Source organism: Actinomadura flavalba DSM 45200 (assembly GCF_000374305.1).
In the GTDB taxonomy this organism is placed as follows: domain Bacteria; phylum Actinomycetota; class Actinomycetes; order Streptosporangiales; family Streptosporangiaceae; genus Spirillospora; species Spirillospora flavalba.
This window is the reverse complement of the sequence record NZ_KB894096.1, coordinates 296,352-321,273: the sequence shown is the minus strand read 5'-3', so window position 1 is coordinate 321,273 and position 24,922 is coordinate 296,352. Positions and strand designations below refer to the sequence as shown.

Annotated in this window: 26 protein-coding genes; 11 read left to right on the top strand and 15 right to left on the bottom strand. The window is 75.4% G+C overall.

The annotated features are described in order from the left end of the window. Positions 1–381 precede the first annotated feature (381 nt). The 3 genes from lnt (at position 382) to C229_RS31010 (ending at position 3,566) form a co-directional block, all read left to right on the top strand. The gene (lnt, locus tag C229_RS0117500; RefSeq protein WP_240487322.1) at positions 382–2,115 is read left to right on the top strand and encodes an apolipoprotein N-acyltransferase; all 1,734 of its coding nucleotides are present in this window, start codon (positions 382–384) and stop codon (positions 2,113–2,115) included. Beyond that, a complete protein-coding gene (locus tag C229_RS0117495) occupies positions 2,115–2,888 on the top strand; it encodes a polyprenol monophosphomannose synthase (protein ID WP_018656384.1) in 774 nt (257 codons plus the stop codon). The genes lnt and C229_RS0117495 overlap by 1 nt, the downstream gene beginning before the upstream one ends. A gap of 114 nt (positions 2,889–3,002) precedes the next feature. Beyond that, a complete protein-coding gene (locus tag C229_RS31010) occupies positions 3,003–3,566 on the top strand; it encodes an FxsA family protein (protein ID WP_018656383.1) in 564 nt (187 codons plus the stop codon). Positions 3,567–4,128: 562 nt separating this feature from the next. Here C229_RS31010 and C229_RS0117485 read toward each other — a convergent pair. The 3 genes from C229_RS0117485 to C229_RS0117475 form a co-directional block, all read right to left on the bottom strand. Further along, positions 4,129–4,473 carry an RNA polymerase-binding protein RbpA gene (locus C229_RS0117485; protein WP_018656382.1) on the bottom strand — a complete coding sequence of 115 codons (345 nt, stop codon included), beginning with the start codon at positions 4,471–4,473 and terminating at the stop codon, positions 4,129–4,131. Between the two features lie 111 nt (positions 4,474–4,584). Continuing rightward, positions 4,585–5,190 (bottom strand): ATP-dependent Clp protease proteolytic subunit, encoded by a 606-nt coding sequence (locus tag C229_RS0117480; RefSeq protein ID WP_018656381.1) that lies wholly within the window; start codon positions 5,188–5,190, stop codon positions 4,585–4,587. Then, positions 5,190–5,855, bottom strand: a complete 666-nt coding sequence (locus C229_RS0117475; RefSeq protein ID WP_018656380.1) for a ClpP family protease — start codon at positions 5,853–5,855, stop codon at positions 5,190–5,192. Before C229_RS0117475 ends, C229_RS0117480 begins: the two co-directional genes overlap by 1 nt. Before the next feature lie 84 nt (positions 5,856–5,939). On the opposite strand from C229_RS0117475, the gene C229_RS0117470 reads away from it, so the two are divergent. Continuing rightward, positions 5,940–6,230 carry a type II toxin-antitoxin system Phd/YefM family antitoxin gene (locus C229_RS0117470; RefSeq protein WP_018656379.1) on the top strand — a complete coding sequence of 97 codons (291 nt, stop codon included), beginning with the start codon at positions 5,940–5,942 and terminating at the stop codon, positions 6,228–6,230. Between the two features lie 29 nt (positions 6,231–6,259). On the opposite strand, the gene C229_RS0117465 is transcribed toward C229_RS0117470, so the two are convergent. Continuing rightward, on the bottom strand, positions 6,260–7,084 hold the full coding sequence (locus C229_RS0117465; protein ID WP_018656378.1) for a glycerophosphodiester phosphodiesterase family protein: 825 nt from the start codon (positions 7,082–7,084) through the stop codon (positions 6,260–6,262). Between the two features lie 112 nt (positions 7,085–7,196). Between C229_RS0117465 and C229_RS0117460 the strand changes: the two genes are divergently transcribed. After that, positions 7,197–7,415 carry an EF-hand domain-containing protein gene (locus C229_RS0117460; protein ID WP_018656377.1) on the top strand — a complete coding sequence of 73 codons (219 nt, stop codon included), beginning with the start codon at positions 7,197–7,199 and terminating at the stop codon, positions 7,413–7,415. A 13-nt stretch (positions 7,416–7,428) separates the two neighbouring features. On the opposite strand, the gene C229_RS0117455 is transcribed toward C229_RS0117460, so the two are convergent. The 5 genes from C229_RS0117455 to C229_RS0117435 all read right to left on the bottom strand — a co-directional run bounded on the left by C229_RS0117455 (position 7,429) and on the right by C229_RS0117435 (position 12,006). After that, positions 7,429–7,980: a TrmH family RNA methyltransferase gene (locus tag C229_RS0117455; protein ID WP_018656376.1), complete on the bottom strand. Its 552-nt coding sequence runs from the start codon at positions 7,978–7,980 to the stop codon at positions 7,429–7,431. After that, positions 7,977–8,600 carry a class I SAM-dependent methyltransferase gene (locus C229_RS0117450; RefSeq protein ID WP_018656375.1) on the bottom strand — a complete coding sequence of 208 codons (624 nt, stop codon included), beginning with the start codon at positions 8,598–8,600 and terminating at the stop codon, positions 7,977–7,979. Before C229_RS0117450 ends, C229_RS0117455 begins: the two co-directional genes overlap by 4 nt. Positions 8,601–8,660: 60 nt before the next feature. After that, positions 8,661–9,608, bottom strand: coding sequence for a VWA domain-containing protein (locus C229_RS0117445; protein ID WP_018656374.1), 948 nt, complete (start codon positions 9,606–9,608; stop codon positions 8,661–8,663). After that, a complete protein-coding gene (locus tag C229_RS31005; protein ID WP_051109015.1) occupies positions 9,605–10,534 on the bottom strand; it encodes a DUF58 domain-containing protein in 930 nt (309 codons plus the stop codon). Before C229_RS31005 ends, C229_RS0117445 begins: the two co-directional genes overlap by 4 nt. A gap of 458 nt (positions 10,535–10,992) precedes the next feature. Beyond that, a complete protein-coding gene (locus C229_RS0117435; RefSeq protein ID WP_018656372.1) occupies positions 10,993–12,006 on the bottom strand; it encodes an AAA family ATPase in 1,014 nt (337 codons plus the stop codon). 173 nt (positions 12,007–12,179) lie between these two features. Between C229_RS0117435 and C229_RS0117430 the strand changes: the two genes are divergently transcribed. Next, positions 12,180–12,917, top strand: coding sequence for a hypothetical protein (locus C229_RS0117430; protein WP_018656371.1), 738 nt, complete (start codon positions 12,180–12,182; stop codon positions 12,915–12,917). A 90-nt stretch (positions 12,918–13,007) separates the two neighbouring features. On the opposite strand, the gene C229_RS0117425 is transcribed toward C229_RS0117430, so the two are convergent. After that, positions 13,008–13,955: an alpha/beta hydrolase gene (locus C229_RS0117425; RefSeq protein ID WP_018656370.1), complete on the bottom strand. Its 948-nt coding sequence runs from the start codon at positions 13,953–13,955 to the stop codon at positions 13,008–13,010. Then, positions 13,939–14,625 carry an alpha/beta hydrolase gene (locus C229_RS31000; RefSeq protein WP_051109005.1) on the bottom strand — a complete coding sequence of 229 codons (687 nt, stop codon included), beginning with the start codon at positions 14,623–14,625 and terminating at the stop codon, positions 13,939–13,941. Before C229_RS31000 ends, C229_RS0117425 begins: the two co-directional genes overlap by 17 nt. Before the next feature lie 1,482 nt (positions 14,626–16,107). Here C229_RS31000 and C229_RS0117415 point away from each other — a divergent pair. Then, positions 16,108–16,809, top strand: a complete 702-nt coding sequence (locus C229_RS0117415; protein ID WP_018656368.1) for a phosphatase PAP2 family protein — start codon at positions 16,108–16,110, stop codon at positions 16,807–16,809. Positions 16,810–17,329: 520 nt separating this feature from the next. Here C229_RS0117415 and C229_RS0117410 read toward each other — a convergent pair. Both C229_RS0117410 and C229_RS30995 read right to left on the bottom strand, forming a co-directional pair. After that, a complete protein-coding gene (locus C229_RS0117410; protein ID WP_018656367.1) occupies positions 17,330–17,980 on the bottom strand; it encodes a response regulator in 651 nt (216 codons plus the stop codon). Continuing rightward, the gene (locus C229_RS30995) at positions 17,977–19,641 is read right to left on the bottom strand and encodes a sensor histidine kinase (protein ID WP_018656366.1); all 1,665 of its coding nucleotides are present in this window, start codon (positions 19,639–19,641) and stop codon (positions 17,977–17,979) included. The genes C229_RS0117410 and C229_RS30995 overlap by 4 nt, the downstream gene beginning before the upstream one ends. Before the next feature lie 179 nt (positions 19,642–19,820). Here C229_RS30995 and C229_RS0117400 point away from each other — a divergent pair, with 179 nt between their 5' ends. The 3 genes from C229_RS0117400 (at position 19,821) to C229_RS35445 (ending at position 22,619) form a co-directional block, all read left to right on the top strand. After that, entirely contained in the window at positions 19,821–20,486 is a 666-nt protein-coding gene (locus C229_RS0117400) for a response regulator transcription factor (RefSeq protein ID WP_026313890.1), read from the top strand. 38 nt (positions 20,487–20,524) lie between these two features. Next, on the top strand, positions 20,525–21,070 hold the full coding sequence (locus C229_RS0117395) for an RNA polymerase sigma factor (RefSeq protein WP_018656364.1): 546 nt from the start codon (positions 20,525–20,527) through the stop codon (positions 21,068–21,070). A gap of 451 nt (positions 21,071–21,521) precedes the next feature. Further along, positions 21,522–22,619 carry a methylated-DNA--[protein]-cysteine S-methyltransferase gene (locus C229_RS35445; RefSeq protein WP_051109004.1) on the top strand — a complete coding sequence of 366 codons (1,098 nt, stop codon included), beginning with the start codon at positions 21,522–21,524 and terminating at the stop codon, positions 22,617–22,619. 592 nt (positions 22,620–23,211) lie between these two features. On the opposite strand, the gene C229_RS0117385 is transcribed toward C229_RS35445, so the two are convergent. Both C229_RS0117385 and C229_RS34340 read right to left on the bottom strand, forming a co-directional pair. Next, complete coding sequence (locus C229_RS0117385; protein ID WP_033424476.1) at positions 23,212–23,556, bottom strand: TraR/DksA family transcriptional regulator; 345 nt, start codon at positions 23,554–23,556, stop codon at positions 23,212–23,214. Between the two features lie 231 nt (positions 23,557–23,787). Continuing rightward, complete coding sequence (locus C229_RS34340) at positions 23,788–23,952, bottom strand: hypothetical protein (RefSeq protein ID WP_018656362.1); 165 nt, start codon at positions 23,950–23,952, stop codon at positions 23,788–23,790. A gap of 348 nt (positions 23,953–24,300) precedes the next feature. On the opposite strand from C229_RS34340, the gene C229_RS0117375 reads away from it, so the two are divergent. Continuing rightward, on the top strand, positions 24,301–24,903 hold the full coding sequence (locus C229_RS0117375) for an isochorismatase family protein (protein ID WP_018656361.1): 603 nt from the start codon (positions 24,301–24,303) through the stop codon (positions 24,901–24,903). The last annotated feature ends 19 nt before the right edge of the window (positions 24,904–24,922 follow it).

Genomic DNA, 24,922 nt, shown 5'->3' with positions numbered 1-24,922 from the left:
GGTCGACGCAGGGCACGGGGAGGTTGACAAGGCGGGGGAACCGGATAGTTTTGCTCGGGTCCAGCGCGGACTCACCGATCGGCCGCCCGCGACGCTGTCCGCCCCGTGCCACCGGGCCCGCGCTCCGGCGCGCCCGCCGAACCAGGTGCGGGGCCCCGGGCCGCTCGCCCGGGTGGAGCCGCCCGATCGCGCGGGGGTTGGACCCGGGAGGGGCCCGGACATCCAGTAGAAAACGGAGACCGTTCTCACCGCCTGTGGGGCGGCTTCGGCCCGAGGGGTGTCCCGGGCCCTCTTCCGCGCCCCCGCTCCGCCGCCCCGTCCGGGATGTCCGTGTGACCCGGTAGCGTTCCTGCCAGCACGATTCCCGGGTAAGGAGCAGACGTGGCACACGACACCCGTGTGGGCCGATCATCGGGCGCGGACGAGCCCGACGCTCCCGACCCCGCCTCCGGCGCACGCGTGGACACGAGCGCACGTACCGGTACGGACTCACGCGCCGAGACGAGCACGCGCACCGGCGTGGACTCGCCCGACGGCGCGGCCGCCGCGCCGCGCCGGGTGCGGTGGCGCGGTGTGCGCCGGGCGGGGCGCGTCCGTCCCCTGGTCGCTGTGGCCGCCGGGCTGCTGCTGTGGACGGCTTTCCCCCCGCTCGACCTGATCGTCCTGGCGCCCGCCGGGGTCGCGGCGCTGACGCTGGCGCTGCGCGGCATGCCCGCCCGTGCGGGCGCCTGGCTGGGGTTCCTGGCCGGGGCCGCGTTCTTCCTGCCCGTCCTGACCGGCATCGTCAAGATCGGCCCGGACGCGTGGGTGCTGCTCTCGCTCGTCCAGGCCCTGTACTTCGTCCCGATGGCCGCCGCGATGGCGGCGGTGTCGCGGCTGCGCGGCTGGCCGGTGTGGATCGCCGCGCTGTGGGTCGCGCAGGAGCTGGCGCGCGGCAGCGTCCCGTTCGGCGGCTTCCCCTGGGCCCGCCTGGCCTTCAGCCAGACCGCCACCCTCCTCACCCCCTACGCCGCGCTCGGCGGCGCCCCCCTGGTGACCTTCGTGACGGCCCTGACGGGCACCCTGCTGGCCGCCGCGGCCGTCTGCGCCGTCCGCGCCCGCCGGGAGGGCACGCGGCGGCGCGGCGTGACCGGCGCCGCCGCCGCGCTGGGCGTGATCGCGGTCCTGGGCGCCGGGGCGCAGCTCGTGCCCACGCCCACCGCCGGGCGCGCGGTGACCGTCGCCGTCGTGCAGGGCAACGTGCCGCGCCTCGGCCTGGACTTCCTCGGGCAGCGCAAGGCCGTCCTCGACAACCACGTCCGGCAGACGCACGCGCTGGCCGCGCAGGTGCGCGCGGGGCGGGTGGCCCGCCCCGAACTGGTCGTGTGGCCCGAGAACGCCAGCGACCTGGACCCCTACGCCGAACCCGACGCCTACACCGCCATCGACGCCGCCGTGAAGGACGTCGGCGTCCCGGTCCTGGTCGGCGCGCTGGTCGACAGCGCCGACGGCACCCAGGTGGAGAACCGCGGCATCGTGTGGGACCCCGTCACCGGCCCCGGCGACTACTACGTCAAGCGCCATCCCGTCCCGTTCGGCGAGTACCTGCCGTTCCGGCCGCTGCTCACCGAGCTCATCACCCGCTTCGAGCGCATCCCGCGCGACTTCGCGCGCGGCACCCGCTCGGGGGTGATGCGGCTGGGCCCGGTGACGATCGGCGACGTCATCTGCTTCGAGGTCGCCTATGACCGCGAGGTCCGCGACGTGGCGGGCGGCGAACTGCTCGTCGTCCAGACCAACAACGCCACCTACGGCCGCACCAGCCTGCCGCCGCAGCAGATCGCGATGTCGCGGCTACGCGCCGTCGAGCACGGCCGTACGATCTTGGTGGCGGCGACGAGCGGCATCAGCGCCGTCGTTGCCCCCGACGGCCGGGTGCTGTCACGATCGGCGGAGTTCACACCCGATCTACAGGTCGCGGCGGTTCCGGCCCGTACCGATCGCACCGTCGCCGGACGCGTGGGCGCGGCGCCCGAATGGGCGCTGACCCTGCTGGGCGTCGGTGCGGTCGTCGGCGCGGCGGGCCTGCGCCGCCGCAGGGTGCACACGATGGGGAACGAGGGGAACGGACACTGATGGACAGCACAGCCGCGGGTGACGCGGTCGTCGACCCGGCCGGGCTCGGCCGGATCGTCGTGATCATTCCGACCTATGACGAGGCGGAGAACATCGAGTCCATCGTCGGCCGGGTACGCGCCTCCGTGCCGGCGGCCTCGGTGCTGGTCGTGGACGACTCCAGCCCCGACGGCACCGGCGACATCGCCGACCGGATCGCCGCCGCCGACGACCACGTCCACGTCCTGCACCGCACCGCCAAGAACGGGCTGGGCGCCGCCTACATCGCCGGGTTCGGCTGGGCGGCCGAGCGCGGCTACGACGTCATGGTCGAGATGGACGCCGACGGCTCGCACCGGCCCGAGGAACTGCCGCGCCTGCTGGCCGCCCTGGCCGACGCCGACCTGGTCATCGGCGCCCGCTGGGTGCGCGGCGGCAAGGTGGAGAACTGGCCGCGCTCGCGCGAGGTCCTGTCGCGCGGCGCCAACACCTACGCCAAGCTGATGCTGGGCGTGCCGCTGTCGGACGCCACCGGCGGGTTCCGCGCGTTCCGCGCCGCCACCCTGGCCAAGATCGACCTGGAGGGCGTGGAGTCGCGCGGTTACTGCTTCCAGATCGACCTGGCGCTGCGCGCGGTGCGGCAGGGGCTGCGGGTCGTGGAGGTGCCGATCACGTTCGCCGACCGCGAGTACGGCGAGAGCAAGATGAGCCGCGACGTCATCGCCGAGGCCGCGCTGCGGGTCACGCAGTGGGGTGTGGCGGCGCGCGTGGCGCGGCTGCGCGGGCGGCGCTGACGTCCCCCGGCGGGGTCGGGCGGGTCGAGGCGGACGGGGAACGTTGTGCGGCGGGCGGGAAACGTTCGGCGGCCGTGCGGCGTTGTACCGGGGGAGAGGCTCGCTTTTTCCGACGTGAAGACCGGAGTCATGCTGTCGCGACTGCTGATCGTGTCGATCCTGCTGCTGCCGCTGGTGGAGATCCTGCTGCTCGTCCAGGCGGTGTCGCTGCTGGGCGGCTGGCCGACGCTGGCGCTGCTGGCGGGGTTCGCCGTGCTGGGCGGCCTGATCGTCCGCCGGGAGGGCCGCCGCGCCTGGCGCGCCCTTCAGGAGACCGCCCGCACCGGCGCCCTGCCGAGCCGCGACGTCGGTGACTCCGCGCTGGTGATGGCCGGCGGCATGCTGCTGATGCTGCCGGGGTTCGTCACCGACGTACTGGGCCTGGCCCTGGTCCTGCCGGTGACCCGCCCGCCGCTGCGCCGCGCCGCCGGACGCTGGGCGGCCCGCCGCGCCGCATCCCGCCCCCGCGTGGCCGTCTTCCCACCCGGCTTCACCCCACCCCCGGGCCGCACCCCCCAGGGCCCGGACGGCCCGATCGTCCAGGGAGAGGTCGTCCACGACGACGCCCCCCGCGCCGACACCCCGGACGCGGAACCGTCGGGGGACCACAGGCCCGGCCTGAACCGTCCGCACGCCTGACCCACGCCACGCCCGTCGCCACGCGGTGCGACACCACCACAAGCCCGCGCGGCATCACCGCACCCGGTACGTGCAGCCGCAGCACGGTCGGGCGCCCGACTTCACCTTACTTTGTCAAGGTGGCGGGTGAGTGATGCAAACCGTGTTAGCCAGTGAAGATCCTGCCGCTGGTCCGGACCGTGTCGCTGCTGGGCAGCGGTGGGGAGGCAACGCGTGCCCTGGCGCTCGTCGGTCCGGGTCGCACAGGATCAGCGCGAGACGACGCTCTCCGGTCGCGGCGACGCGCGTTCGGGCGAGTTCGGCGCACGGGAGACGAGCCGTGACGGCCGGGTCAGGAACGCCGCGACCAGCACTCACCGCGCACACCGTCATCCCGAGCCACAGCCCAGTGCCGGTCAGGTTGTCGACGGTGTGGTCGGTGTCGCGGTCGCGCGGCGTCGCGGGGTGCCCGGGGCGGCCCGGAGGTCGTGTGCGTCGCGTGTGGGGCCGCCGGTGGGGGAGAACGGGTCAGGGCCCGCGCCGGTGGTGGTCGGTGCGGGCCCTGGCGGGTGCTTTGTGTGGGTCAGGCGCTCTTGCGGCGTCCGGCTCGCAGGATCGCCAGGCGTTCGGCGAGGACCTCTTCGAGGTCTTCGACGGTTCGGCGTTCCATGAGCATGTCCCAGTGGGTGCGTGCCGGCTTGCCCTTCTTGGTCTGCGGCAGTTCCCCGTCGACCCGGAGAGCGGTGACCCCGCAGCTCCGGCATTCCCATGTCATCGGTACCTCGGCCTCGGCAGCGAGCGTCACGGTGAACCGATGCCCCTTGCCGCAGGTGTAGTCCACCTCCTGGCGCGGGGCCAGGTCGGTGTTGCGATCGTTCTCGTAGCTGGTCGCTCCGAGACGGGTGCCGCGAAGTGCGCGCTCGGCCATCGTGACGTGCCTCCCAGACGGCTTGCCTTGTACGTCCATGCCAACGCTGAGTCCGGTCTCAAGATTCCCGCCCGGGGGAGGGTCCAACCCTGCCGTTTGTGGCCGCGTGCGTCAGGTCCGGGTGGTGAGGACGTGGTCGATGAGGCCGTAGTCGCGGGCCTGCTCGGCGGTGAAGTAGCGGTGCCGGTGCAGGTCGCGGCGGACCTGTTCGGTGTCGCGTCCGGTGGCGGCGGCCAGGATGTCCTCGGTCTGGGCGCGCTGGCGCAGGATCTCGGCCGCCTGGATCTCCAGGTCGCTGGACGCGCCGCGCACGACGTCGGTGGCGGGTTCGTGCAGCAGGACGCGGGCGTTGGCGAGGGCGGCGCGGGTGCCGGGCCGTCCGGCGGCGAGCAGGACGGCGGCGGCCGATCCGGCCTGGCCGAGGCAGGTGGTCTCCACGGGCGGGCGGATGTAGGTCATGGTGTCGTGGACGGCGAGCATCGCGGTGAGCGAGCCGCCGGGGCTGTTGAGGTAGAGGTGGATGGGCCGGTCGGGGTCGATGCCCTCCAGGGCCAGGAGCTGGACGGTGACGTCGGCGGCGGCGGTGTCGTCCAGGGGCGCGCCGAGGAACACGATGCGTTCCTCGAACAGCTTGTTGTAGGGGTCCATCTCCTTGACGCCGTAGCTCGTGCGTTCGACGAAGGACGGCAGGACGTGCCGCGCGCGGGGCCGGTCCATCAGGCGCCGACCCGGTCGGTGCTGTCGATGACGTGGTCGACCAGGCCGTAGTCGCGGGCCTGCTCGGCGGTGAACCAGCGGTCGCGGTCGGAGTCGGCCTCGATGCGGTCGACGGGCTGCCCGGTGTGGAAGGCGGTGCGTTCGGCCAGGACGCGCTTGAGGTATAGGGACTGCTCGGCCTGGATCTTGATGTCGGAGGCGGTGCCGCCGATGCCGCCGGACGGCTGGTGCATCATCACGCGGGTGTGCCGCAGCGCGTACCGCTTGCCGGGGGCGCCGGCGCACAGCAGGGACTGGCCCATGGAGGCGGCCATGCCGAGCCCGACGGTGGAGACGTCGTTGGGGACGAAGTGCATCATGTCGTAGATCGCCATCCCGGCGTCCACGACGCCGCCGGGGGAGTTGATGTACAGGGTGATGTCGCGGGCGGAGTCCTGGGCGGCCAGCAGCAGGAGCTGGGCGTTGACGCGGTTGGCGAGCTCGTCGTCGATCTCCTGGCCGATGAGGACGATGCGCTGGGCGAGCAGCCGCTGGTAGAGACTCGCGTCGGCGAGCCCGGCGGTGGTGACGGTCGCGGACGAGCGTCCGGTGAACGTCTCGGGCCGGTGCGTGCCGGGTGCCGTGCCGCCCGGGAGCTGGCCCGGGATCGTGATGGGCAGGTGCATGGTGCCTCCTCGTTTCCTCGAACTGTACAGAACGTACAGTTCGCGATCCGGGGGGCGCCACGGAGTTCGCTATACGATGAATCCGTGGAGATCCCGGTTACCGAGGCACGCGCCCAGTTCGCCGATCTGGTCAACCGGGTCGCCTACACCGGCGACCCGATCCTGCTGACGCGGCGCGGACGCCCCATGGCCGCGCTGGTGTCGGCCGACGACCTGGAGCTTCTGCGCGCCCTGCGCGAACAGCGCATCGACCTCACCCAGTCCGGCGGGCCCGCCGCGTCGCCCGCCGACGACCGCGCCCCGCGCCCCCTGCGCATCGCCGCCGAACTCCGCCCCCCGCCGGGCCCCCGCCGCCCCCCGGGCTTCGGCCCCTGACCCCGCGTCGCGTGACGCCCTGTTCGGGGTCAGTCGTGCTGGGGGAGGGGGCGGGTGTGGTGCCATAGGCCGCGTGAGGACAGGACGTGGCGCAGGGAGACCAGTTCGTCGGTCATGATGCCGTCGACGCCGAGGTCGAGCAGGTGGTGCATGGTGGCGGGGTCGTTGATGGTCCAGGCGTGGACCTTCAGGCCCAGGGCGTGGCACTGGGCGACGAACGACTCGGTGATGACGCGCAGCGGCCCGAACGACGGGGGGACCTGGGCACAGGTGACGCCGGCGTCGGCCAGGGCGGCGAGGCGGGCCAGGCGCGGGCCGGGACGTCCGTAGGACAGGGCGCGCAGGGTGGCGATGTCGCGGGGCCCCAGGGCCATGCAGACGGGCTGCCGGGTGAACAGGGGGAGGCGGGCGCGCATCTGGGCCAGGCGGCGCGTGGAGAACGACGTGACGCACACGCGGTCGAAGGCGCGGGTGCGGTGCAGGACCTCGGCGAGGGGCCCGATGACGTGGGCGTCCTTGAGGTCGATGTTGACGCGGGCGTCGGGGAAGGAGCCGAGGACGTCCTCCAGCGCCGGGATGGGCTCGGTTCCGGCGATGCGGGCCTTGGCGACCTCGGCGTAGGGGAGGCGGGCCAGGACGCCGGTGCGGTCGGTGACGCGGTCCAGGGTGCGGTCGTGGAAGGCCAGGACGACGCCGTCGGCGGTGGCGTGGGCGTCGGTCTCCAGGTAGCGGTAGCCGAGGTCGGTGGCGCGCTGGAAGGCGGCCATGGAGTTCTCGGGGCGGGCTCCGGCGCCGCCGCGGTGGGCGAAGGGGATGGGGCCGGGGTGGTCGAGGAAGGGATGCGAGCGCGGCACGTCCCCGATTATCCCCCGCGGCCCGCCCACCGTTGATCTTACTTCGTAAAGGTGGCGGGTCGGGGTGCTACCGTCCCTGCACTGACACCGACCGCGACGATGAGGAGCCCCGATGGCCGACCCCGAGCAGTACCGTGCCACGTTCGAGCTGGTGGACGCCGACGGCGACGGCCAGATCTCCCCGGCGGAGCTGAAGAACCTGATGAGCGCCCTGGGTCAGGAGATCTCCGACACCCGCGCCGTCGAGGTCGTCGTGCAGGCCGACGCCGACCGCGACGGCAAGATCAGCCTGCCCGAGTTCGCGGCCCTGATGGAGTCCTACCGCGCCTGACCCCGTTCGGTGGTCAGGCGGGCGCGGTCCACTCGCGGCGCCGGGTCTCGGCCAGGGCGACGGCGGTGGCGACGGCGACGTTGAGGGAGCCGACGCGCCCGATCTGGGGGATGTAGGCGACGGCGTCGGCGGCGGCCAGCAGGGCGGGGGAGACGCCGTGGTCCTCGCCGCCGACGGCCAGGCACACGTCGCCGTCCAGCGGCGCGTCGTGCAGCGGCACGGCGTCGGTGGTCAGTTCCACGGCGATGAGCCGCAGCCCCTCGGCGCGGACGCGGGCGGCGGCCTGCGCGGCCGTGCCCGCGTGCTCCCAGGGGACGAGGCGTTCGGTGCCCAGGGCGGTCTTGGCGACGTTGCGGTGGTCCAAGGGGGTGGCGTTCCCGGCGAGCCAGATGTGGGAGACGCCGAAGACCGCGGCGCTGCGGACGATGGAGCCGAGGTTGAACGGCTGGGTGACCGACTCGACGAGCAGGTCGACGCGGTGCCCGGTGCGGCGGCGCCAGTCGCGGTTGAGGCGCTTGACGTCGGTGGGGCGGAGCTGGCGGCGGCCGGCGGGCGGGGTGCTCATCGGGTGGTTCCCTCGTCGGGGGTGTCGGGGCGGGTGACGGCCAGGACGCGGTAGGCCGAGCGGGACGCGACGCGTTCGGTGGGGTAGCCCTGCTGGTCGAGCCAGCGGTGCAGGGAGTCCGACCCCAGGTGCTTCTGCACGACCAGGTGGGCGAGGGCGCCGGGGGACAGGCGGGGCAGCCAGGTGAGCAGCAGGGCGTGCAGGGCGGGTTTGCCGATGCGGATCGGCGGGTTGGACCAGAGCGCGGCGTAGCGGCGGGACGGGTCGATCTCGTCCGCCCGACTGAACCTTACGTTGTCAAGGCCGCCGGTTTTGGCGTTCTCTCGCGCGGCTTGCAGCGCGCGCTCGTTCACGTCCACACCCCACACGCTCGCCTGCGGCGAGCGGCTCGCCATGGTCAGGGCGATGGGGCCGTAGCCGCAGCCCAGGTCGAGGAGGTCGCCGTGGGCGGGGGGAGGGGGGACGGTCTCCAGCAGGATGCGGGTGCCGGCGTCGATCCGGTCGGGTGAGAACATGCCGCGGTCGGTGGCCAGGCGCAGATGCAGGTCCGGCAGGACGAGGTCGACGGTCGCCGGGCGGCTCGCCGTCCCGGGACGCGGCGCGAAGTAGTGATCCCCCACGTCGGCAGACCGTATCAGCGCCGGGCCCGCACGCGGGCACGCACGGGCCGCCGCGTGGGGTCAGGGCAGGCGGGAGAAGAACGCCAGCGACGTCCCGGCGGCGGCCAGCGCGAACAGCAGCGCGATGCCGGTGAACCGGGCGCTGATGTCGCGGTGCTCGGTGGTGAAGCCCAGCGAGGTGCCGATGTTGGCGTACACCTGGCCGAGCTGGCCGGCGTCGGCGGCCTCGTAGGCGCGGCCGTCGGTGCCCTCGGCCAGGGCGCGCAGGGTCTCCTTGTTGACCGACACGCTGGTGGTCTCGCCCTCGATGTCCACGGTCCCGAACGGGGTGCCGAACGCGATGGTGGAGACGGGCACCTGGGCGCCGCGGGCGGCGTCGACGGCTTCGGCGACCGACCGTCCGGTGGTGTTGTCGCCGTCGGACAACAGCACGATGTGGGCGGGCGGCGGGTCGGTGCTGGCCTGCGCGTCGAACGTCGTGATCGCCTGGAGGGAGGTGAAGACGGCCTCGCCGATCGCGGTGCGCTTGGCCAGGGTGAGGCCGTCCAGGGACGCGATGGCGTTCTGCCGGTCGGCGGTGGGCGCGGCGATGAGGTTGGCGTTCCCGGCGAACGCGACGACACCGACGTTGAAGCGGGCGGGCAGGTCCCCGATGAAGTCCTTGGCGGCGTTCTTGGCGGCGTCCAGGCGGCTGGGCGCGACGTCGCGGGCCATCATCGACAGGGACACGTCCACCGCCACCATGATCGTCGCCCGGTCGCGGGGGATCTTCACGGGCGCGGCGGGCCGCGCGAACCCCACCATCATCAGCAGGATCATGAGCAGGAACAGCGCGGCGGCCACGTGGCGGCGCCAGCCGGGGTGGCGCGGCGCGACCTGGCTGAGCAGGCTCAGGTTGGTGAACCGGACGGCGTAGGCGCGGCGGCGGAACTGCAACGCGACGTAGGCGCCAGCGAGCAGGGGGAGCAGTGCCAGCAGCCAGAGGCGTTCGGGTGACAGGAAGGTCATGCGCGTACCCCCGGTGCGGCGATGGAGCGGCCCGCGGCGCGGCGTTGGCGTAGGGCGAAGCGGGCGATGTCGGCGACCCAGTCGCGGTCGGTGCGCAGGGTGAGGTGGTGGGCGCCGGCGCGGCGCAGCGCGGCGCGGATGTGGGCGCGTTGCTGGGCGGCGGCGGTGGCGTAGCGTTCGCGGACGCGGCGGGACAGGACGATCTCGTGGACGCGTCCGGTTTCGGGGTCGGTCATGTCGATGACGCCGATGTCGGGCAGGTCGAGTTCGCGCGGGTCGATGATCTCGACGGCGAGGACCTGGTGGCGTGCGGCCAGGCGGCGCAGGGGCCGTTCCCAGGTGGGGGCGGCGGGGTCGTCGTGGGGGCCGGGCAGGAAGTCGGAGATGACGACGCGCAGGCCGCGGCGTTTCTGGCCGCGGTCCAGGGCGGTGAGGGCGGCTGCCAGGCCGGCGGCGGCGTGTCCGGGGCCGCGTCCGGGGGGCGGGTCGGTGGGGGCGGTGAGGACGTCGTGCAGGAGGGTGTGCAGGGCGGGGCGTCCGGTGCGGGCGGGGCGGCGGCGGAGCCCGGCGGGGTGCTGGAGGTAGGCGCCGACGCGGTCGCCGAGGCGGACGGTGAGGAAGCCGACGGCGGCGAGCGCGGCGGCGGCCAGGTCGCGTTTGGTGCGGTCGGCGGTGCCGAAGTCCATGCTGGGGGTGAGGTCGACCAGCGCCCAGGTCTCCAGTTCGTGGTCGGCGATGAGGTCGCGGACGTGGGGGTTGGTGGTGCGGGCGGTGACGGCCCAGTCCATGTGGCGGACGTCGTCTTCGCCGGGCTGGTAGAGGCGCGCTTCGGCGAGTTCGGTGCCGGGGCCGGGCAGCAGGCCCAGGTGTTCGCCGTTGAGGAGGCCGTCCAGGCGGCGGGTGACGGCCAGGTGCAGGCGCCGCAGGCTCGCGGGGGGTGTGAGGACGTCGTCGCGGGCGGGGGTGGGGGCGCGGTCGCGGGGTGGTTCGGGTGCGGTGAAGCGGGGCGTGCCGGGGTGCTTTCCGCTCGCGGGTGCGGGTGCGGGTGCGGGTGCGGGGCCGGTGGGCGGGGTGCCGGGCCGGTGGGCGGGTGCGGCGTCCGGTGGGGGCGTCGGGGTGGGTGTGGGCTGGGCGGACGGCATCCACCACGGGGTGGCGTCGGCGCCGCGTTCGGCGTCGTCTTCGCCGGTGCCCGAACCCGGTGTCGTACCGGCCTTCGGGTGCTGCGCCGGATCGCCGCCCGAGGGTCCTTCGCCTGATCCCTTGCCCGGACCACCGCTCGCACCGCCGTCCGGCCCGGCTGCCGGGGCGTCGGCGGGCGGCGTCCCGGTGCGGGCCGCGTCGGCGTCGGGTCCGGTGGGGGAGCCGGGCGCGGGGCGGTCGGTCATGCCGGGACGACCCCCGCCCCGTGGTTCCACACCACGCGCGGCGGCGGCACGGCCGCCAGGATCTGCGCGACGACGTCGCCGGTGTCGACGCCGTCGGCGAGCGCGTCGAACGTCAGGACCAGGCGGTGCGCCATGACGTCGCGGGCGACGGCGCGGACGTCGTCGGGGAGGACGTAGTCGCGGCCCGCCAGCAGCGCCAGGGCCCGCGCGGCGGCCGCCAGGCCGAGGGTGGCGCGGGGGCTGGCGCCGATCTCGATGACCTGCGCCAGGTCGCCGATGCGGTACTGGGCGGGTTCGCGGGTCGCCATGACCAGCCGCACGATGTAGTCGGCGACCAGTTCGTGGACCGACACCTCGGCGGCGGCGCGCTGGAGCGTGGTGAGCCGTTCGGCGTCGAGGACCTGCCCGGCCTCGGGCGGGTCGACCGACATGCGCCGCAGGATGTGCAGCTCGTCGTGCGCCCCGGGATACCGCACGTCGATCTTCATGAGGAACCGGTCGCGTTGCGCCTCGGGCAGCGGGTACACGCCCTCGGACTCGATCGGGTTCTGCGTCGCGAGCACGATGAACGGGCGCGGCAGCGGATACGTCGTGCCGCCCAGCGACACCTGCCGCTCGGCCATGACCTCCAGCAGCGCCGACTGCACCTTGGCCGGCGCCCGGTTGATCTCGTCGGCGAGGACGAAGTTCACGAACACCGGCCCCAGCTCGACGTCGAACTGCTCGGTGGACGGGTGGTAGATGCGGGTGCCGACGATGTCGGACGGCACCAGGTCGGGCGTGAACTGCAACCGGGCGAACGACCCCCCGACGACCCGCGCCAGCGTCCCCACCGCGAGCGTCTTGGCGACGCCCGGCACACCCTCGATGAGGCAGTGGCCGCGCGCCAGCAACGCCACGACGAGCCGTTCGATCATGTGGTCCTGCCCGACGATGACCTTCTTGACCTCCGCGACGGTGCTCTGCAGCAGCGCGGCGGCCTGGTCGACGTCGTGGGCGGCGACGGTCATCGTCGGAGTCCTTCCCGTGCGCGGGCCCGCAGGGCGCGGGCCGCGCGGTCGTGGCGGTTCGGCGGTGTGCGGCCGGGCATTTCCCCTCATGCGCGACCCTACGCGATCAACTCCTACCCGCAGACGGGCACGGCCAGCCCCCCGCCCACCCGCCGGTTGTTAGTGTGGCGGCCATGTCGAGGCCGCTGCCACCGGGGGATCCGGACCAGCTCGGACCGTACCGCCTGACCGCGCGGCTCACCGAGTCGTCGGCCGGGATCGTGTTCCTCGGCGTCGACGACGGCGGGCGGCGGGTGTCGGTGGCCGTCCTGAACCGGGGCGCGGCGGGCGACCCGGCCGCGCGGGACCGGTTCCGCGCGGCGATCGTCGCGGGCCTGCCCGGCGGGGGCGGTGCCGCGGGCGCGCCCGTCGTCGCCGCGCAGCCCGAGGGCCCCGCGCCGTGGGTGGCGACGGCCTACGACCCCGACCGGTGGAACGGCGACGACGGCGCTGAACGCTTCCTGCGTCCCGTCCCGCTCCAGGACGCGCCCGCCGGAGGTGCGCGGCGCGGTCCGGGGTTCACGCCGCACTGGGCCGGGTCGGCGCAGCCCGCCCTGGCGCCCCGGCCGCTTCCGTACGTGCCGCCCGAGCCGGTGCGGCGTCCCGAACGCGGCCTGGTGTCGGCGATCGTGCTGCTCATCGGCGTGCTGCTGGTGCTGGCGGCGCTGCTGGCGGTGCTGTTCGCGTGCCAGCCGCAGGTCACGCCGCCGCCCCCGCCGCCTCCCGAGCCGACCCTGTCCACCCCGCCCACGGCGCCGCCGACGCCTCAGCCGTCACCGACGCCCACGCAGACGTCACCGACTCCCACGCCGTCGCCGTCGCCGTCCAGCAGCCCCACCGACGGGGACGGAGGCGACGGCGGCCCGCTCTGACCTGCGCGGCACGGGGCGGCCTGGTCGCTCGCGGCGGACCTGACGGCGTGAACTGCGCTCACATCGGGGTCAGCGGCGCATGGGCGGCCGTTACGGGTGCGGAGTCGGGTCGGTGAACGCCGCGCGGATCTCGGCGCCCAGTGACGCCAGTTCGGCGGCCGGGGGAGCGGCGAACGCGCTCCAGCCCAGGTAGCCGTGGTCCAGGCCGTCGCCGGGCAGGAACCGCACCGGTACGCCCGCCGCGCGCAGCCGCGCGGCGTACGCGGCGCCCTGCGCGGCGAGGCGGTCGTGTTCGGCGACGGCCATGATCGTGGGTGGCAGCGTCTCCGGGTCGGGGACCAGCAGCGGGGACACCTCGGGGCGGCGCGCGTCCGCGTCGCCCAGGTAGACGGCGAGCGCACGCCCGATGTCGCCGCCCGAACTTGGCAGCCCGTCGGGGTCGGGCGGTGACGGCGGCACCTCCCGCAGGTCCACCGCCGGATACACCAGCACCTGCACGGCGGGGGGCGTCCCGGCCCGCGCGTGCCGCCACGCGGCCACCGCGGCGATCTGCCCGCCCGCGCTGTCGCCCGCCACGCCGATCCGCGCGCTCTCACGCACCGGCAGGCCCCCGTCGGCCGCCAGCGCCCGCACCGACGCCAGCGCCGCCACGGCGTCGTCGGTCGCCGCCGGGAACGGGAACCGCGGCGGACGCCGGTAACCCACCGACACCACCGCGACGCCCGACGCCGCCGCCAGCGCCCGCACCACCGGGTCGTAGGCGTCCACGTCGCCCAGCACCCAGCCGCCGCCGTGGAAGTACACCAGCAGCCCCGGCACCTCACCCGGCACCGGCACGTACAGCCGCGCGGGCAGCGGGCCCGCCGCGCCGTCGACCGTCAGGTCCCGCACCCGGTGCAGCGGCATGCGCGGCGACCTTGCCAGGTCGGCGGCGTGCTCGGCGCGCAGCCCGTTCAGCGTGCCCGGCCGCCGGTCACCGCCGCCCGCGCGCCGGGCCCGCAGGAACTCCCGGTAGCCCGGCTCACGGGGCCCCGGCACCCGGCACCTCCCGCTCCGGCCCGTCACCCGGCGCCCCGGCGGCGGCCCGCGCCAGCGTGTCCAGGACGAACGCCGTCGTCCGCCGATGCCACCACCCGGCCCGCCGCACCATCGCGTGCCCCTCACCCGGGACGCTCTCGAACGTCACCAGCGCGCCCGCCGCCCGTGCCCGCTCCGCGTACGCCCGCGACGCCGCCGGGGGAGTCGTCCGGTCGGCGTCGCCGTGCGCGATCAGCACCCGGCGTCCCGCCAGGTGGTCGACGGGCTCGCCGCGCGGCACCCACGGGGCCAGCGCCGCCACCCCGGCGACGCGGGGGTCGCCCGCGACCCGCAGTGCCGTCCGCGCGCCCATCGAGTGCCCGACCAGCACGATCGGGACGGCGGGGTGCCGCTCGTCCGCGACGCGCAGCGCCCACAGCGCGTCGGGGACCGGCGACGCGTCGTCGCCGTTCCATCCCCGGTACCGGTAGCCCAGCGTCCACACCGCCAGCTCCCGTGGGCGTCCGGCCGCCGCGAGCGACCACGCGAACGGCACCATCCGCAACGCCGCCGGCTGCCGCGCCGTCGCCCGCTCCCGGCCGTGCTCCCGTCCTCCGTGCAGCACCACCACGAGCCCCCGCGGCCGCGCCGCCCCCCGAACACCCAGCCGAGGCACCACCCCAACACCCATGCCCGCACCCTCTCACAACACCCCGAACCCCCCACTCAACCCGAAAACGCCTAACCGCGATCCGGGTCGTCAGCGCGGCGGAGTCCCGGGCGGGCGCCACCGTCGCCTTCCTCAGACGTTCGGCCCGGACGCAGATCTCGAAGGCCGCGTCCACCGGAGCCGACCCCGCGTTCGACCGGTTCAAGCTGGGGGAGCGGCACCAAATACCGCACCCTCGACCCGGCCGGGCCGACTGGCGGCCGCCGCCCGATCCGACGGCCCGCCGCGAACAGCCGCAGCCCAACGTCGGTACCGATCTCGGCCACCGTGCGCACGAACGACGACGGCCAACAGCCGGTCGGCGCCGCGTCGCCCAGGAGATCGGCGTCTCCACGATGACCCTCTACCGGTACGAGGAGACTGACCGGCGAAAGAACCACAGCCGACCGCGCGGGGGAGATGTCCTCCATCCTCGAAGCTCTACCAGGGGCGCCCAGGCTTGCCCGGGAGTATCGGCGTCTCCACGATCCAGCGACCGGACCGCGCACGGGCTCCGGCCGTTTCGCCGCCTGCGGTTCTGCCGACACCAGTTCCTGCGCCGCGCCCTCGGCGGCAGCCCACTCGTTCCGACCACGCGAGACGGGAACGCTCGACCACCTGCTACGGCACCGTTGAGTACGGAGCCCACGGCGTCGTCGAAGCCACACGACACCTCAGCAGGATCGCGACCAATAAGCCTTGCGCCACCAAAGCGGGCATTCGAGTGCAACGGAGCGGCGCTTCGGCGGCCTGGTACCAGGAGGGGGCTGCGAGCGGAGCGTCCACCCGGGCGCGGGCTTACCTCTCCGTGCCGCTTCACCGGGTAGGGGGAGGTGTCCGCCCGGCCGATGATCAACCGGGCGCGCGTGAACGTAGGCCCCTCGTGACCGACCCGAATCTTCTACTTAACATAATGTGCATTATCGAGCATGGACAAGATCACCGTAAACGGGCATCACGGGAGCATCCGCCCGGGCGCGGGAAGCGTGTCGCGCCACTCGTCGGAGCAGGCGGCCGACGTGCCGCGCCATGGCGGCGTCCAGCTCGGCGCACAGCTTTCGGCGGTCAGTGCCGGTCGGCGGGCGGTGGTCGGGGCGTCTGGGGCGGTCGGGGTGTCTCCGGTGGCAGGCCGCGAGGACGCGGTGGCGTCCCGCTCTGGGCGACGGCGTCGTCACCGGTGCCTTCCCGGGGCGTTCGGGCTGGACGCGGATGTCTCGTCTCGGGAGGCGGAGCCGCTGTGTTCGGGGGGCGACGGATGGTGCCTGGACTGTCGTGGGTCGGCGCCGGGGTGCCTTCGGGGCGGTTGGGGTGGGAGTGGGAGGAATCCGGCGGCGCACCGGTGGATGGGCGGGATCGGGCGTTCCCGGCATGACATTCTCTACGGATTCGTGAGCGTAGGGTGAACGTCGATGGTCCGGCGGGTGGCGTGGTGGTCACGGGTGGGCCGTCGTAGTGAGGGAGAGCATGCAAGCGCCTGAGTTCAGCGCCGAGTGGTACCGGGCCGTGACGGAGTTCGCGCACGGCTTGCCGTCGTTCGTGCACACGCTGGCCGAGATCGGTACCGACGCGGGGCTGCTGCTGTTCGCGGCGTTGTTCGTGGCGGGCTGGTGGCGGGCGCGGCGCGACGAGGAGCGGGCGATGGCGCTGGCGCTGCTGGCGCCGTGCGCGGTCATCGGGGCGTATCTGGTCAGTGAGGTGTCCAAGTCGTTCCTGCGGGAGGAGCGGCCGTGCCGGGCGGTGGCGGGGGCGATGAACATCGCGGCGTGCCCGGCGCCGGGCGACTGGTCGTTCCCGAGCAACCACGCGACGATCGCGGCGGCGTCGGCGGCGGCGATCGTGGTGGCGTGGCGGGCGATGGCGCCGCTGGTGCTGCCGGCGGCGGCGCTCATGGCGTTCTCGCGGGTGTTCGTGGGCGTGCACTATCCGCATGACGTGGCGGCGGGGTTCGTGGTGGGCGTCGTGGTCGCGTCGGTGCTGGCGTTGGTGCTGGTCAAGCTGGTGGCGCCGCTGGTGCTGCGGGTGCGGGAGCTGCCGGTGGGGGCGTGGCTGCTGGGCGCGGCGCAGGCGGTCCCCGGTACGAGCGACGCGGTGCCGGGCGCCGACCCCAACGCCACGCGCCCCGACATCCTTCCGGTCGTCGGCCGCCACCGCCGCCCCGGCTCCTGACCGAGCCGCGCGCACGTATCCGGCGGGGCGAGCGCGCGCCGACGCCGGGTGATGTCCGTGAACGCGCCGACGGCGGAATGCTGGCACGCCCTAAACTTCCGCCGCCGCGCCGGGGCGACGCCCCCACCCCTGTCTTCCGGCAGGACCGGACCGCCCGCGACCCCCACGGTAGGGCTGGGTGCGCTGGCGTGGCGCGGCGTGGAGGCCGGGCCGCCGATGGCGCGCGGTGGGCGGCCCGGCGTTCTGGGGAGGATCGCGCGAGTGGGGCGCGGGCGGCCGGAAGCGGTTCGCGCGGGCGCGGTCGGCCCGGCGCGGTCGTGGGCCGCCTGACGTTCTGGGGGCGCGGTCGGATGCGGTCGTGAGCCGCGCGGTCGGATGCGGTCGGCACCGCGCGGTGGTGGGTGGTGCGGTCGTGGGCAGTGCGAGCGTGGGCGGCGTGGGCGTGCGGGCCGTCCTGCCGCCTAGCATCGGGCGCGTCGGTCTCCGAGGAGCTACCTGGTCATCTCGGGAGCCGGGCGGGTCAGGGGCGGGTGACCAGGCCGGCGTCGTGGGCGAGGACGGCGGCCTGGACGCGGTTGCGGACGTCCAGGCGGGTCAGGATGGTGCTCACGTAGGACTTGACGGTGCCTTCGACGAGGTGGAGGCGGCGGGCGATCTCGGCGTTGGACAGTCCGGCGCCCAGCAGGGCCAGGACGTCGCGTTCGCGGGGGGTCAGGGCGGCGATGCGGTCGCGGGCCCCGGCGCCCGAGCGCAGGGTTCCCAGCGTGGTCAGGACGCGGTGGGCGACGCGCGGGGACAGGTAGGCGGCGCCGTCGGCGACGGCGTGGACGCCGGTGAGGAGTTCGCGCGGGTCGCCGGACTTGAGGAGGAATCCGTCGGCGCCGCCGGTGAGGGCGCGGGTGATGTTGTCGTCCTCGCCGAACGTGGTGAGGATCAGCACGCGGGTGCGGGGCACGGTGCGGCGCAGTTCGGCGGCGGCGGTCAGGCCGTCCATGACGGGCATGCGGATGTCCAGGAGCGCGACGTCGATGCGGTGGGCGTGGGCGAGGCGGACCGCTTCGGCGCCGTCGGCGGCCTCGGCGGTGATCTCGATGCCGGGGTCGCCGGCCAGGATGGCGCGGACGCCGGCGCGGATCATCGTCTCGTCGTCGGCGAGCAGGACCCGGATCACGGGGTGTCCTTTCCGGAGGGGACGGCGCGGGGCGGGCCGTGCGGGGGCAGGGCGTGCTTGGCGGTGAGGCGGTCGCCGGTGAAGCACAGCCGGTGCACGTCGCCGAGGCCGAACGGGTTGGCGTCCGAGCGGTAGTGGGCGCAGCGGGTGCCGGGCGGGCGCGGCGCGGGGCGGCGGCCCACGTCGGAGGCGGGCAGTTGCAGGGGCGGCAGGACGGAGGCCAGTTCGGCGCGGGTCGCGCCCAGGGGCAGCGCGGCGAACGCGGCGGACGGCAGGACCGAGTTCACGCTGACGACGACGTAGTAGCCGCCGGTGATCGCGCCCAGGCCCGCCAGCAGCAGCGCGGGCACGGCGACGGCCGTGCGCAGCCGGCGGCGGACCCGGTCGCGTTCGGCGGCCAGCCGCCGCGCCGACTCACTGCCCGCGGCGAGCGGCGGCGGGACGGGGGCGGGACGGTCACCGGCGGGCAGGGCGGCGTGGACGGTGAAGCCGCCGTCGGCGGTGGACGCGGCGCGCAGCGTGCCGCCCGCGACGCGGACCCGTTCGGTCAGGCCCGTCAGGCCCAGGCCCGTCCCCGCCGCGACCGGGGCGCCGCCCGGGGGGCGGGTGTTGGCGACGGTGACGGTCAGCCGCCCGGGACGCGGCGCGGCCAGCCGGACGGTCACGGCCGCGCCCGGGGCGTGCTTGGCCGCGTTCGTCAACGCCTCCCGCACGACCCGGCACACCGCCAGCTCCACCATCGGCGACACCCGCGGCGGCGCGTCCCCGTCACGTGGGACGGGGTCGTCCACGGGGTCCAGGGCGTCGTCCAGGCGGACGCGCAGGCCGGACGCGGCGGCGCGGGCGACCAGCTCGGCGACGCCCGCGCGCAGCCCACCTCGCCCCGCGCGCCGGACCCCCGCACCCGAAGCCGCCGTGACCGAAGCGGCGTCGGGCGTGTCAGGGGTGTCGTCGTGGAGGACGCCGAGGATTTCGGCGAGGCGGTCGGTGGCCAGGGCGGCGCCCGCGCGCAGGTCGGCGGCGGCGGCGCGGTGGCGGGCGGGCAGGTCGGGGGCGAGTTGCAGGGCTCCGGCGCGCAGGGCGAGCAGGGCCAGGTCGTGGCCGAGGGAGTCGTGCAACTCGCGGGCGATGCGGGCGCGTTCGCGGAGCCGTTCGCGGTCGGCGGCGGTGCGCTGGTGCCGTTCCAGGTGCTCGGCGCGTTCCCATCCGGCGTGCAGGAGCTGGCGGCGCTGCCGCCAGTACCGGCCCGCCAGCCACGGCGCCACACCCCACAGCACCAGGTGGAACGTCAGCGGGAACCAGACGGTGACGCCCGTCCCGGCCAGCAGGTGCCAGGCCGCTCCCCCGGCCAGCAGCACCGCGAACACGGCCGCGACGGGGCGCGGGCCCGCGTCGCGGCGTCCGGCCAGCAGCGCCAGGACCGGGACGGCGAACACGAAGTTGCCCGACACCGCCGTCGACGCGACCGCGACGCCCAGCGGCACCGCCGGGGCCCGCCGCGCCACCGTCATCGACGCGCCCAGCAGCACGGCCCCGGCCAGCGGCGCCGCCCACGCCGTCCCGTGCCGGGGCAGCCCGAGCAGCACCGGGACGGTCAGCAGCACCCCCAGGGCGGTGTCGGCGACGCCGGGACGCCGCCACCACGCGGACGCGAGAGTCATGCCCCCACCGTAGGAGGGGTCGCGGGCGGTCCGGCACTGCCGGAAGACAGGGGTGGGCGCGTCGCCCCGGCGCGGCGGCGTAGGTTGAGGGCGTGCCAGCATTCCCCCGCGAACCACCCGGGAACGCCCGGCCCGCCGTGCGCCGGACTCCGCCCGGAGGGACGCCCGTGACCCGCCCCGTGATCCGCGTCGCGCTCGCCGACGACCAGACGCTCGTGCGCGCCGGGTTCCGTTCCATCCTCCAAGGCGAGGACGACATCGCGATCGTCGCCGAGGCCGCCGACGGCGACCAGGCCGTCCGGCACGCCGCCGGGCTGCTGCCCGACGTCGTCCTGATGGACGTCCGCATGCCCGTCGTGGACGGCCTGGAGGCCACTCGCCGCATCACCGCCGACCCGCGCCTGGCCGCCGTCAAGGTCGTCATCCTCACCACCTTCGACCTGGACGAGCACATCTACGGTGCGCTGAAGGCCGGTGCGTCCGGGTTCCTGGTCAAGGACACCGAACCCGCCGAGCTCATCCACGGCGTGCGGGTCGTGGCGCGCGGTGACGCGCTGCTGGCGCCCAGCGTCACCCGCCGTCTCATCGCCGAGTTCGCCGCGCACGCCGCCGCGCCGCCGCCCGCGACCCTCCTGGACGCCCTCACCGGACGCGAACGCGAGGTGCTGCACCTGGTCGCCGCCGGGCTGTCCAACGAGGAGATCGCCGCGCGGCTCGTGCTGTCGCCCGCGACCGCCAAGACGCACGTCAGCCGGATCTTGGCCAAGGTCGGTGCCCGTGACCGGGCGCAGCTCGTCGTCCTGGCCTACGAGAGCGGCCTCGTCCGTCCCGGCTGGCTCACCTGACCCGCAACCCCCGTGGCGCCCCCGGTGTTGGTACCGACGTGACCCCACCCGACCCCGCCCCCTGCGTCGACGCGGTGTTCGCCGGCCTGTACGACGGGCACCGCGACGCCGTCTACAGCACCGCGCTGCGGCTCACCGGACGGCCCGCCGACGCCGAGGACCTGGCCGCCGAGACGTTCCTGCGCGCCTACCGGGCGCTGGGCCGCTACGATCGGGCACGCCGCGCCGAGCTGCGCGCCCGGCCCTGGCTGCTGACCATCCTGACCAACCAGTGGCGCAACGACCTGCGCGGCGCGTCCCGCCGACCCGCCACCACCCCGCTGGACGACACCGTGCCGCAGCCGCCCGACCCGCGCGCCGACGTCCCCGCCGCCGTGGAGAACCACGAGACCGGACGCGAACTCGCCGCGCTCCTGGCCGCGCTGCCGCCCGCGCAGCGTGCCGCCGTGGTGCTCCGCCACGTCGCCGACCTGCCCATCGGCGACATCGCCGCCGTCCTGGACGTCCCTGAGGGCACCGTCAAGTCTCATATCTCCCGTGGCCTGGCCCGGCTGCGGCGCCTCCACGCCCCCGGTCCCGCATGACGTCCGGCCCGCGTCGCGTCCCGCCCCCGGGAGACCTCGCGCACACCGCCCGACCGGCCGGCCCCACCGGCCAGTCACGGGGTGAGCCCTCCACGGGCCACCCGATCCACCGTCCGTCGGCGCACGCACCCGCGAACCGCCCAACGCGCGGTCCACACGGCGCGCGCACCGCGAACCAACCCGATTCACCATCTACGCGGTGCACGCTTCACGGGCCGCATGACTCGTCGTCCACGCGTCGCGCGCACCGCGAAGCGCCCGACTCGGCGTCCACGCGGTGAACGCCCCACGGGCGGCACGACTCACCGTCCGTGCGGTGCGCGCACCGCGCGGCGCACGGCGCCCGACTCGCCGTCCACGTGATGCGCGCACCGCGAAGTGCCTGACCGACCGTCCCAGCCGACGCCCGAGCCCCGACGCCGGGCCGTGCCGCCCGACCAGGAGGCCGCCGATGCCCACCCCGCCCCACGACCCGCTCACCACCGCGCTGCGCGCCCTGGCCACCACCGCGCCCGCCGGGCTCCTGCGCGACGTCGCCGCCGTCCACATCGACCTGCCCGACCCCGCCGGGATCCTGCCGCCGCTGCGCGTCGCCGTCACCGGCACCGGCCCGGCGTTCCTGCGCGCCGGACTGGACGCCGCCGCGTTCACCGCCGCCTGGCACGCCCGCTTCGACCGCCCCCTGCTCCCCGCCACCCCCGGCGCCCTGCGCGACCTCGGCCACGACCCCACGGCCGACCACCTACGCGACCACCTGCGCCGCATCCTCACCCACGCCCTCACCCCCGCACCGGCCGAAACGCGCACCCAACGGGACACGCCCGAAGGCCCGCTCGGACCGGACGCCGCCAAACCGAGCCGCACCGGACTGCGCGCACCGGACGCACGCGCTCACGGCACCCCCGCCTCGAGCCGCCCGGGACTGCACGGCCCCGGGTCGCGCAGCGCGGGGACGCGCGGGCCGGGGTCGCGTGACCTCGAACCGAGCGGGAGGCCCGGCGGAACCGGCGCCGTGGACCCGGGCGCCGACGGCGCAAGCGCCAGCGGCGCGGGTGGGAGCGGCGCAGGCGCCTCCGGCGGGCCGGGGGCCAGCGTGGTGGACCTGGGTGTGCTGGACCTCAGCGTGCTCACGCCGTTCGAGGCGGCCGTGCTGCGCACCACCGCGTCCATCCCGCCCGGCCAGACCCGCCCCTACACCTGGGTCGCCGCGCACGCCGGACGCCCCGGCGCCGTCCGCGCCGCCGGGACCGCGCTCGCCCGCAACCCCCTCCCGCTGCTCATCCCCTGCCACCGCGTCACCCCCGCCGACGGCAGCCCCGGCCGCTACATCTTCGGCCCCGACGCCAAAGCCCGCCTCCTGGCCGCCGAACACCTCGACCTGCACCGCGCCGCCGACCTCACCCGCCGCCGCGTCCGGTTCCTCGCCGACCCCGCCACCGGCCACGTCTGCCACCCCACCTGCCCCCACGCGGGCACCCGCGAATACCGCACCCTGGCCGCCGCCCTCATCGACGGCCACCGCCCCTGCCCCCACTGCCGCCCCACCTGACCCGCAACGCCCACCACCCACCAGACCCAGACCCCGAGAGCGACGAACCCCACCGCGCCGCCGACCTCACCCGCCACCCCACCAGGGACGTGACGCGGGCGATCTCGACCGCGCACAGCCCACGCGACCACCGACCATCCCCCGGCCAGACGGAATCGCGGGCGGTGGACGGAACCGAAGGCCCGCGAACGCGACGAATCAGGCGGCACGCCGCCGCACAGGAACCGACGCCGCACCGCGCCACACCGACCGACATCGGAGCCCGTGCGAGCGGCGTGCACCCGCCTCCGCAACGTCCTGCTCGGCGGCGCCCCCGCCGCCCCCGACCTGCTCACCGAAGCACGCGCGCGGCGCCCGCGTCGTCACCACCTACGGCATGAGCCCACGCCGACGACCAGGACACCCCGGCCGACACATGTCCCACCTCACCCGCCACATCGCTGCGCTACTGCAACACCGCGCAGGCCCATTACGCGGCGGCGGTACCGTCCACGCCGCACGCCCGCGGGACGACGCCACGCCGCAGCCGCCCGACCCGCGCTGACGCCCCCGTCACCGGCCGAACGACACGGGACAGGAACGCCGGAGGAGGTCAGCGGGTGGAGCCGCGCGCCGCGCACCCCACGCACACGCGCGTCTCCGGGCGCGCCATCAGACGTTCCTCGCCGATCGGGCCGCCGCAGCCCTCGCACGTTCCCAGGTCGTGCGGTGCGCGGGCCAGCGCGGCGTCCAGCTCCGCCAGACGGGCCCGCGCCCCGGCCAGCAGGGACTCCACGTGCGCGCGCTCGAACCCGAGCGTCACCCCCTCGGGATCGTGCTCGTCGTCCACCGCCACCCCCGACGCGGACGCCACGATGCCCTCCCGGTCCCGCGCCAGCGCCTCGATCCGCGCCACCGTAGCCGCCCGCCGCTCCACCAAAACCTCACGCAACCCCATACCGGCACCAACCACCCACGTCCCACCCCCGATTCCCAACCCGCACGGCACCCAGCCGAAACGACCGCTCGAACCCGTCCCGGTGCCGCCCGGCACCGGGACGGCGGAAGCGGCGCCGCTCCCGCAAAATCGGGCCGGACGAACCCTCTCCGGCGCGCGCCTCCACGTCCTTTCCGCCCCGGCCACCTCCACAGCCCCGCCCGCACCCGACAAGCTTCAGGGCCGCCGCGCTCACCCCGGATCGGTCGCCGCCGACCGCGCTCCCACCGGGACCGGGGCGCCGATCCCGCTGACCAGCACGCCTGCGGCGGTGACACCGATCCCCACACGTTCCCGGCCAGCCGCCACGGGCGCGGTCAGGCCCAGCAGCAGGTCCGCCGCCAGCGGGTCGGACACGATCTCGGATGGCCTGCGCCAGGTCACCGATGCGGCAGGCGGGTTCACGGACGATCTGCGTCCGGCCCGGGCGAAGGGCGCCGCACGCCGGACGACCGGCCCCGGCCGACGAAGGCCAGGACCGGCGCCGAAGCGCGCCACCCGGTCCGGGAGGCAGCCCGGTTCCGAGCGGCGGGCTGCACGGAGAGGTCGGGTTGCAGGAGACCTGCGCGCGGCGAGCCGTCCATGGCGCGGGGTGTGCGCCGACAGCGACCCGTTGTCGTTGGCCGGGCCGGGTGACCGGATCGTTCCGGGGTGCGGCGTGATCGTGGCTGCCGGGACGGCGCGCGGGGCGCCACGATGACGGGTATGAAACGCGCACTGCTCGTCATCGACGTCCAAGAATCGTTCCGCGCCCGCGAGACGTGGCGGGCCGTGGACCGCCCCGACATCGCCGAGCGCACCGCGCGGCTGGTGGCGGCCGCGCGGGACGCCGGCGACCTGGTCGTGTGGGTCCTGCACACCGAGCCCGGCAGCGGCACCGTGTTCGACCCCGAGCAGGGCCACGTCCGCCTCATGGACGGCCTGGACCCCGCCCCCGGCGAACCCGTCCTCACCAAGACGTCCCGCAACGCGTTCACCACCACGCCGCTCCAGCAGACGCTCACCGCGCGCGGCGTCGGGCAGGTCGTCATCTGCGGCATCCAGACCGAGCAGTGCTGCGAGACCACCGCCCGTCTGGCCGCCGACCTCGGCTACGACGTCCTGTTCGTCACCGACGCCACCGCCACCTTCCCCATCCCCCGCCCTGGCGCCCCCGCCGGACGCGACCTGGACGCCGTCCTGGCCGACCCCGCCACCCTGTCCGCCGCCGACATCACCGCCCGCACCGCCTACGCCCTGTCCGGCCGCTTCGCCACCCTCACCACCCTGGACGAAGTGGCCCCGCGCACCGCCGCCGCCATCGGCTAACCTGACCGGATCGTGACCC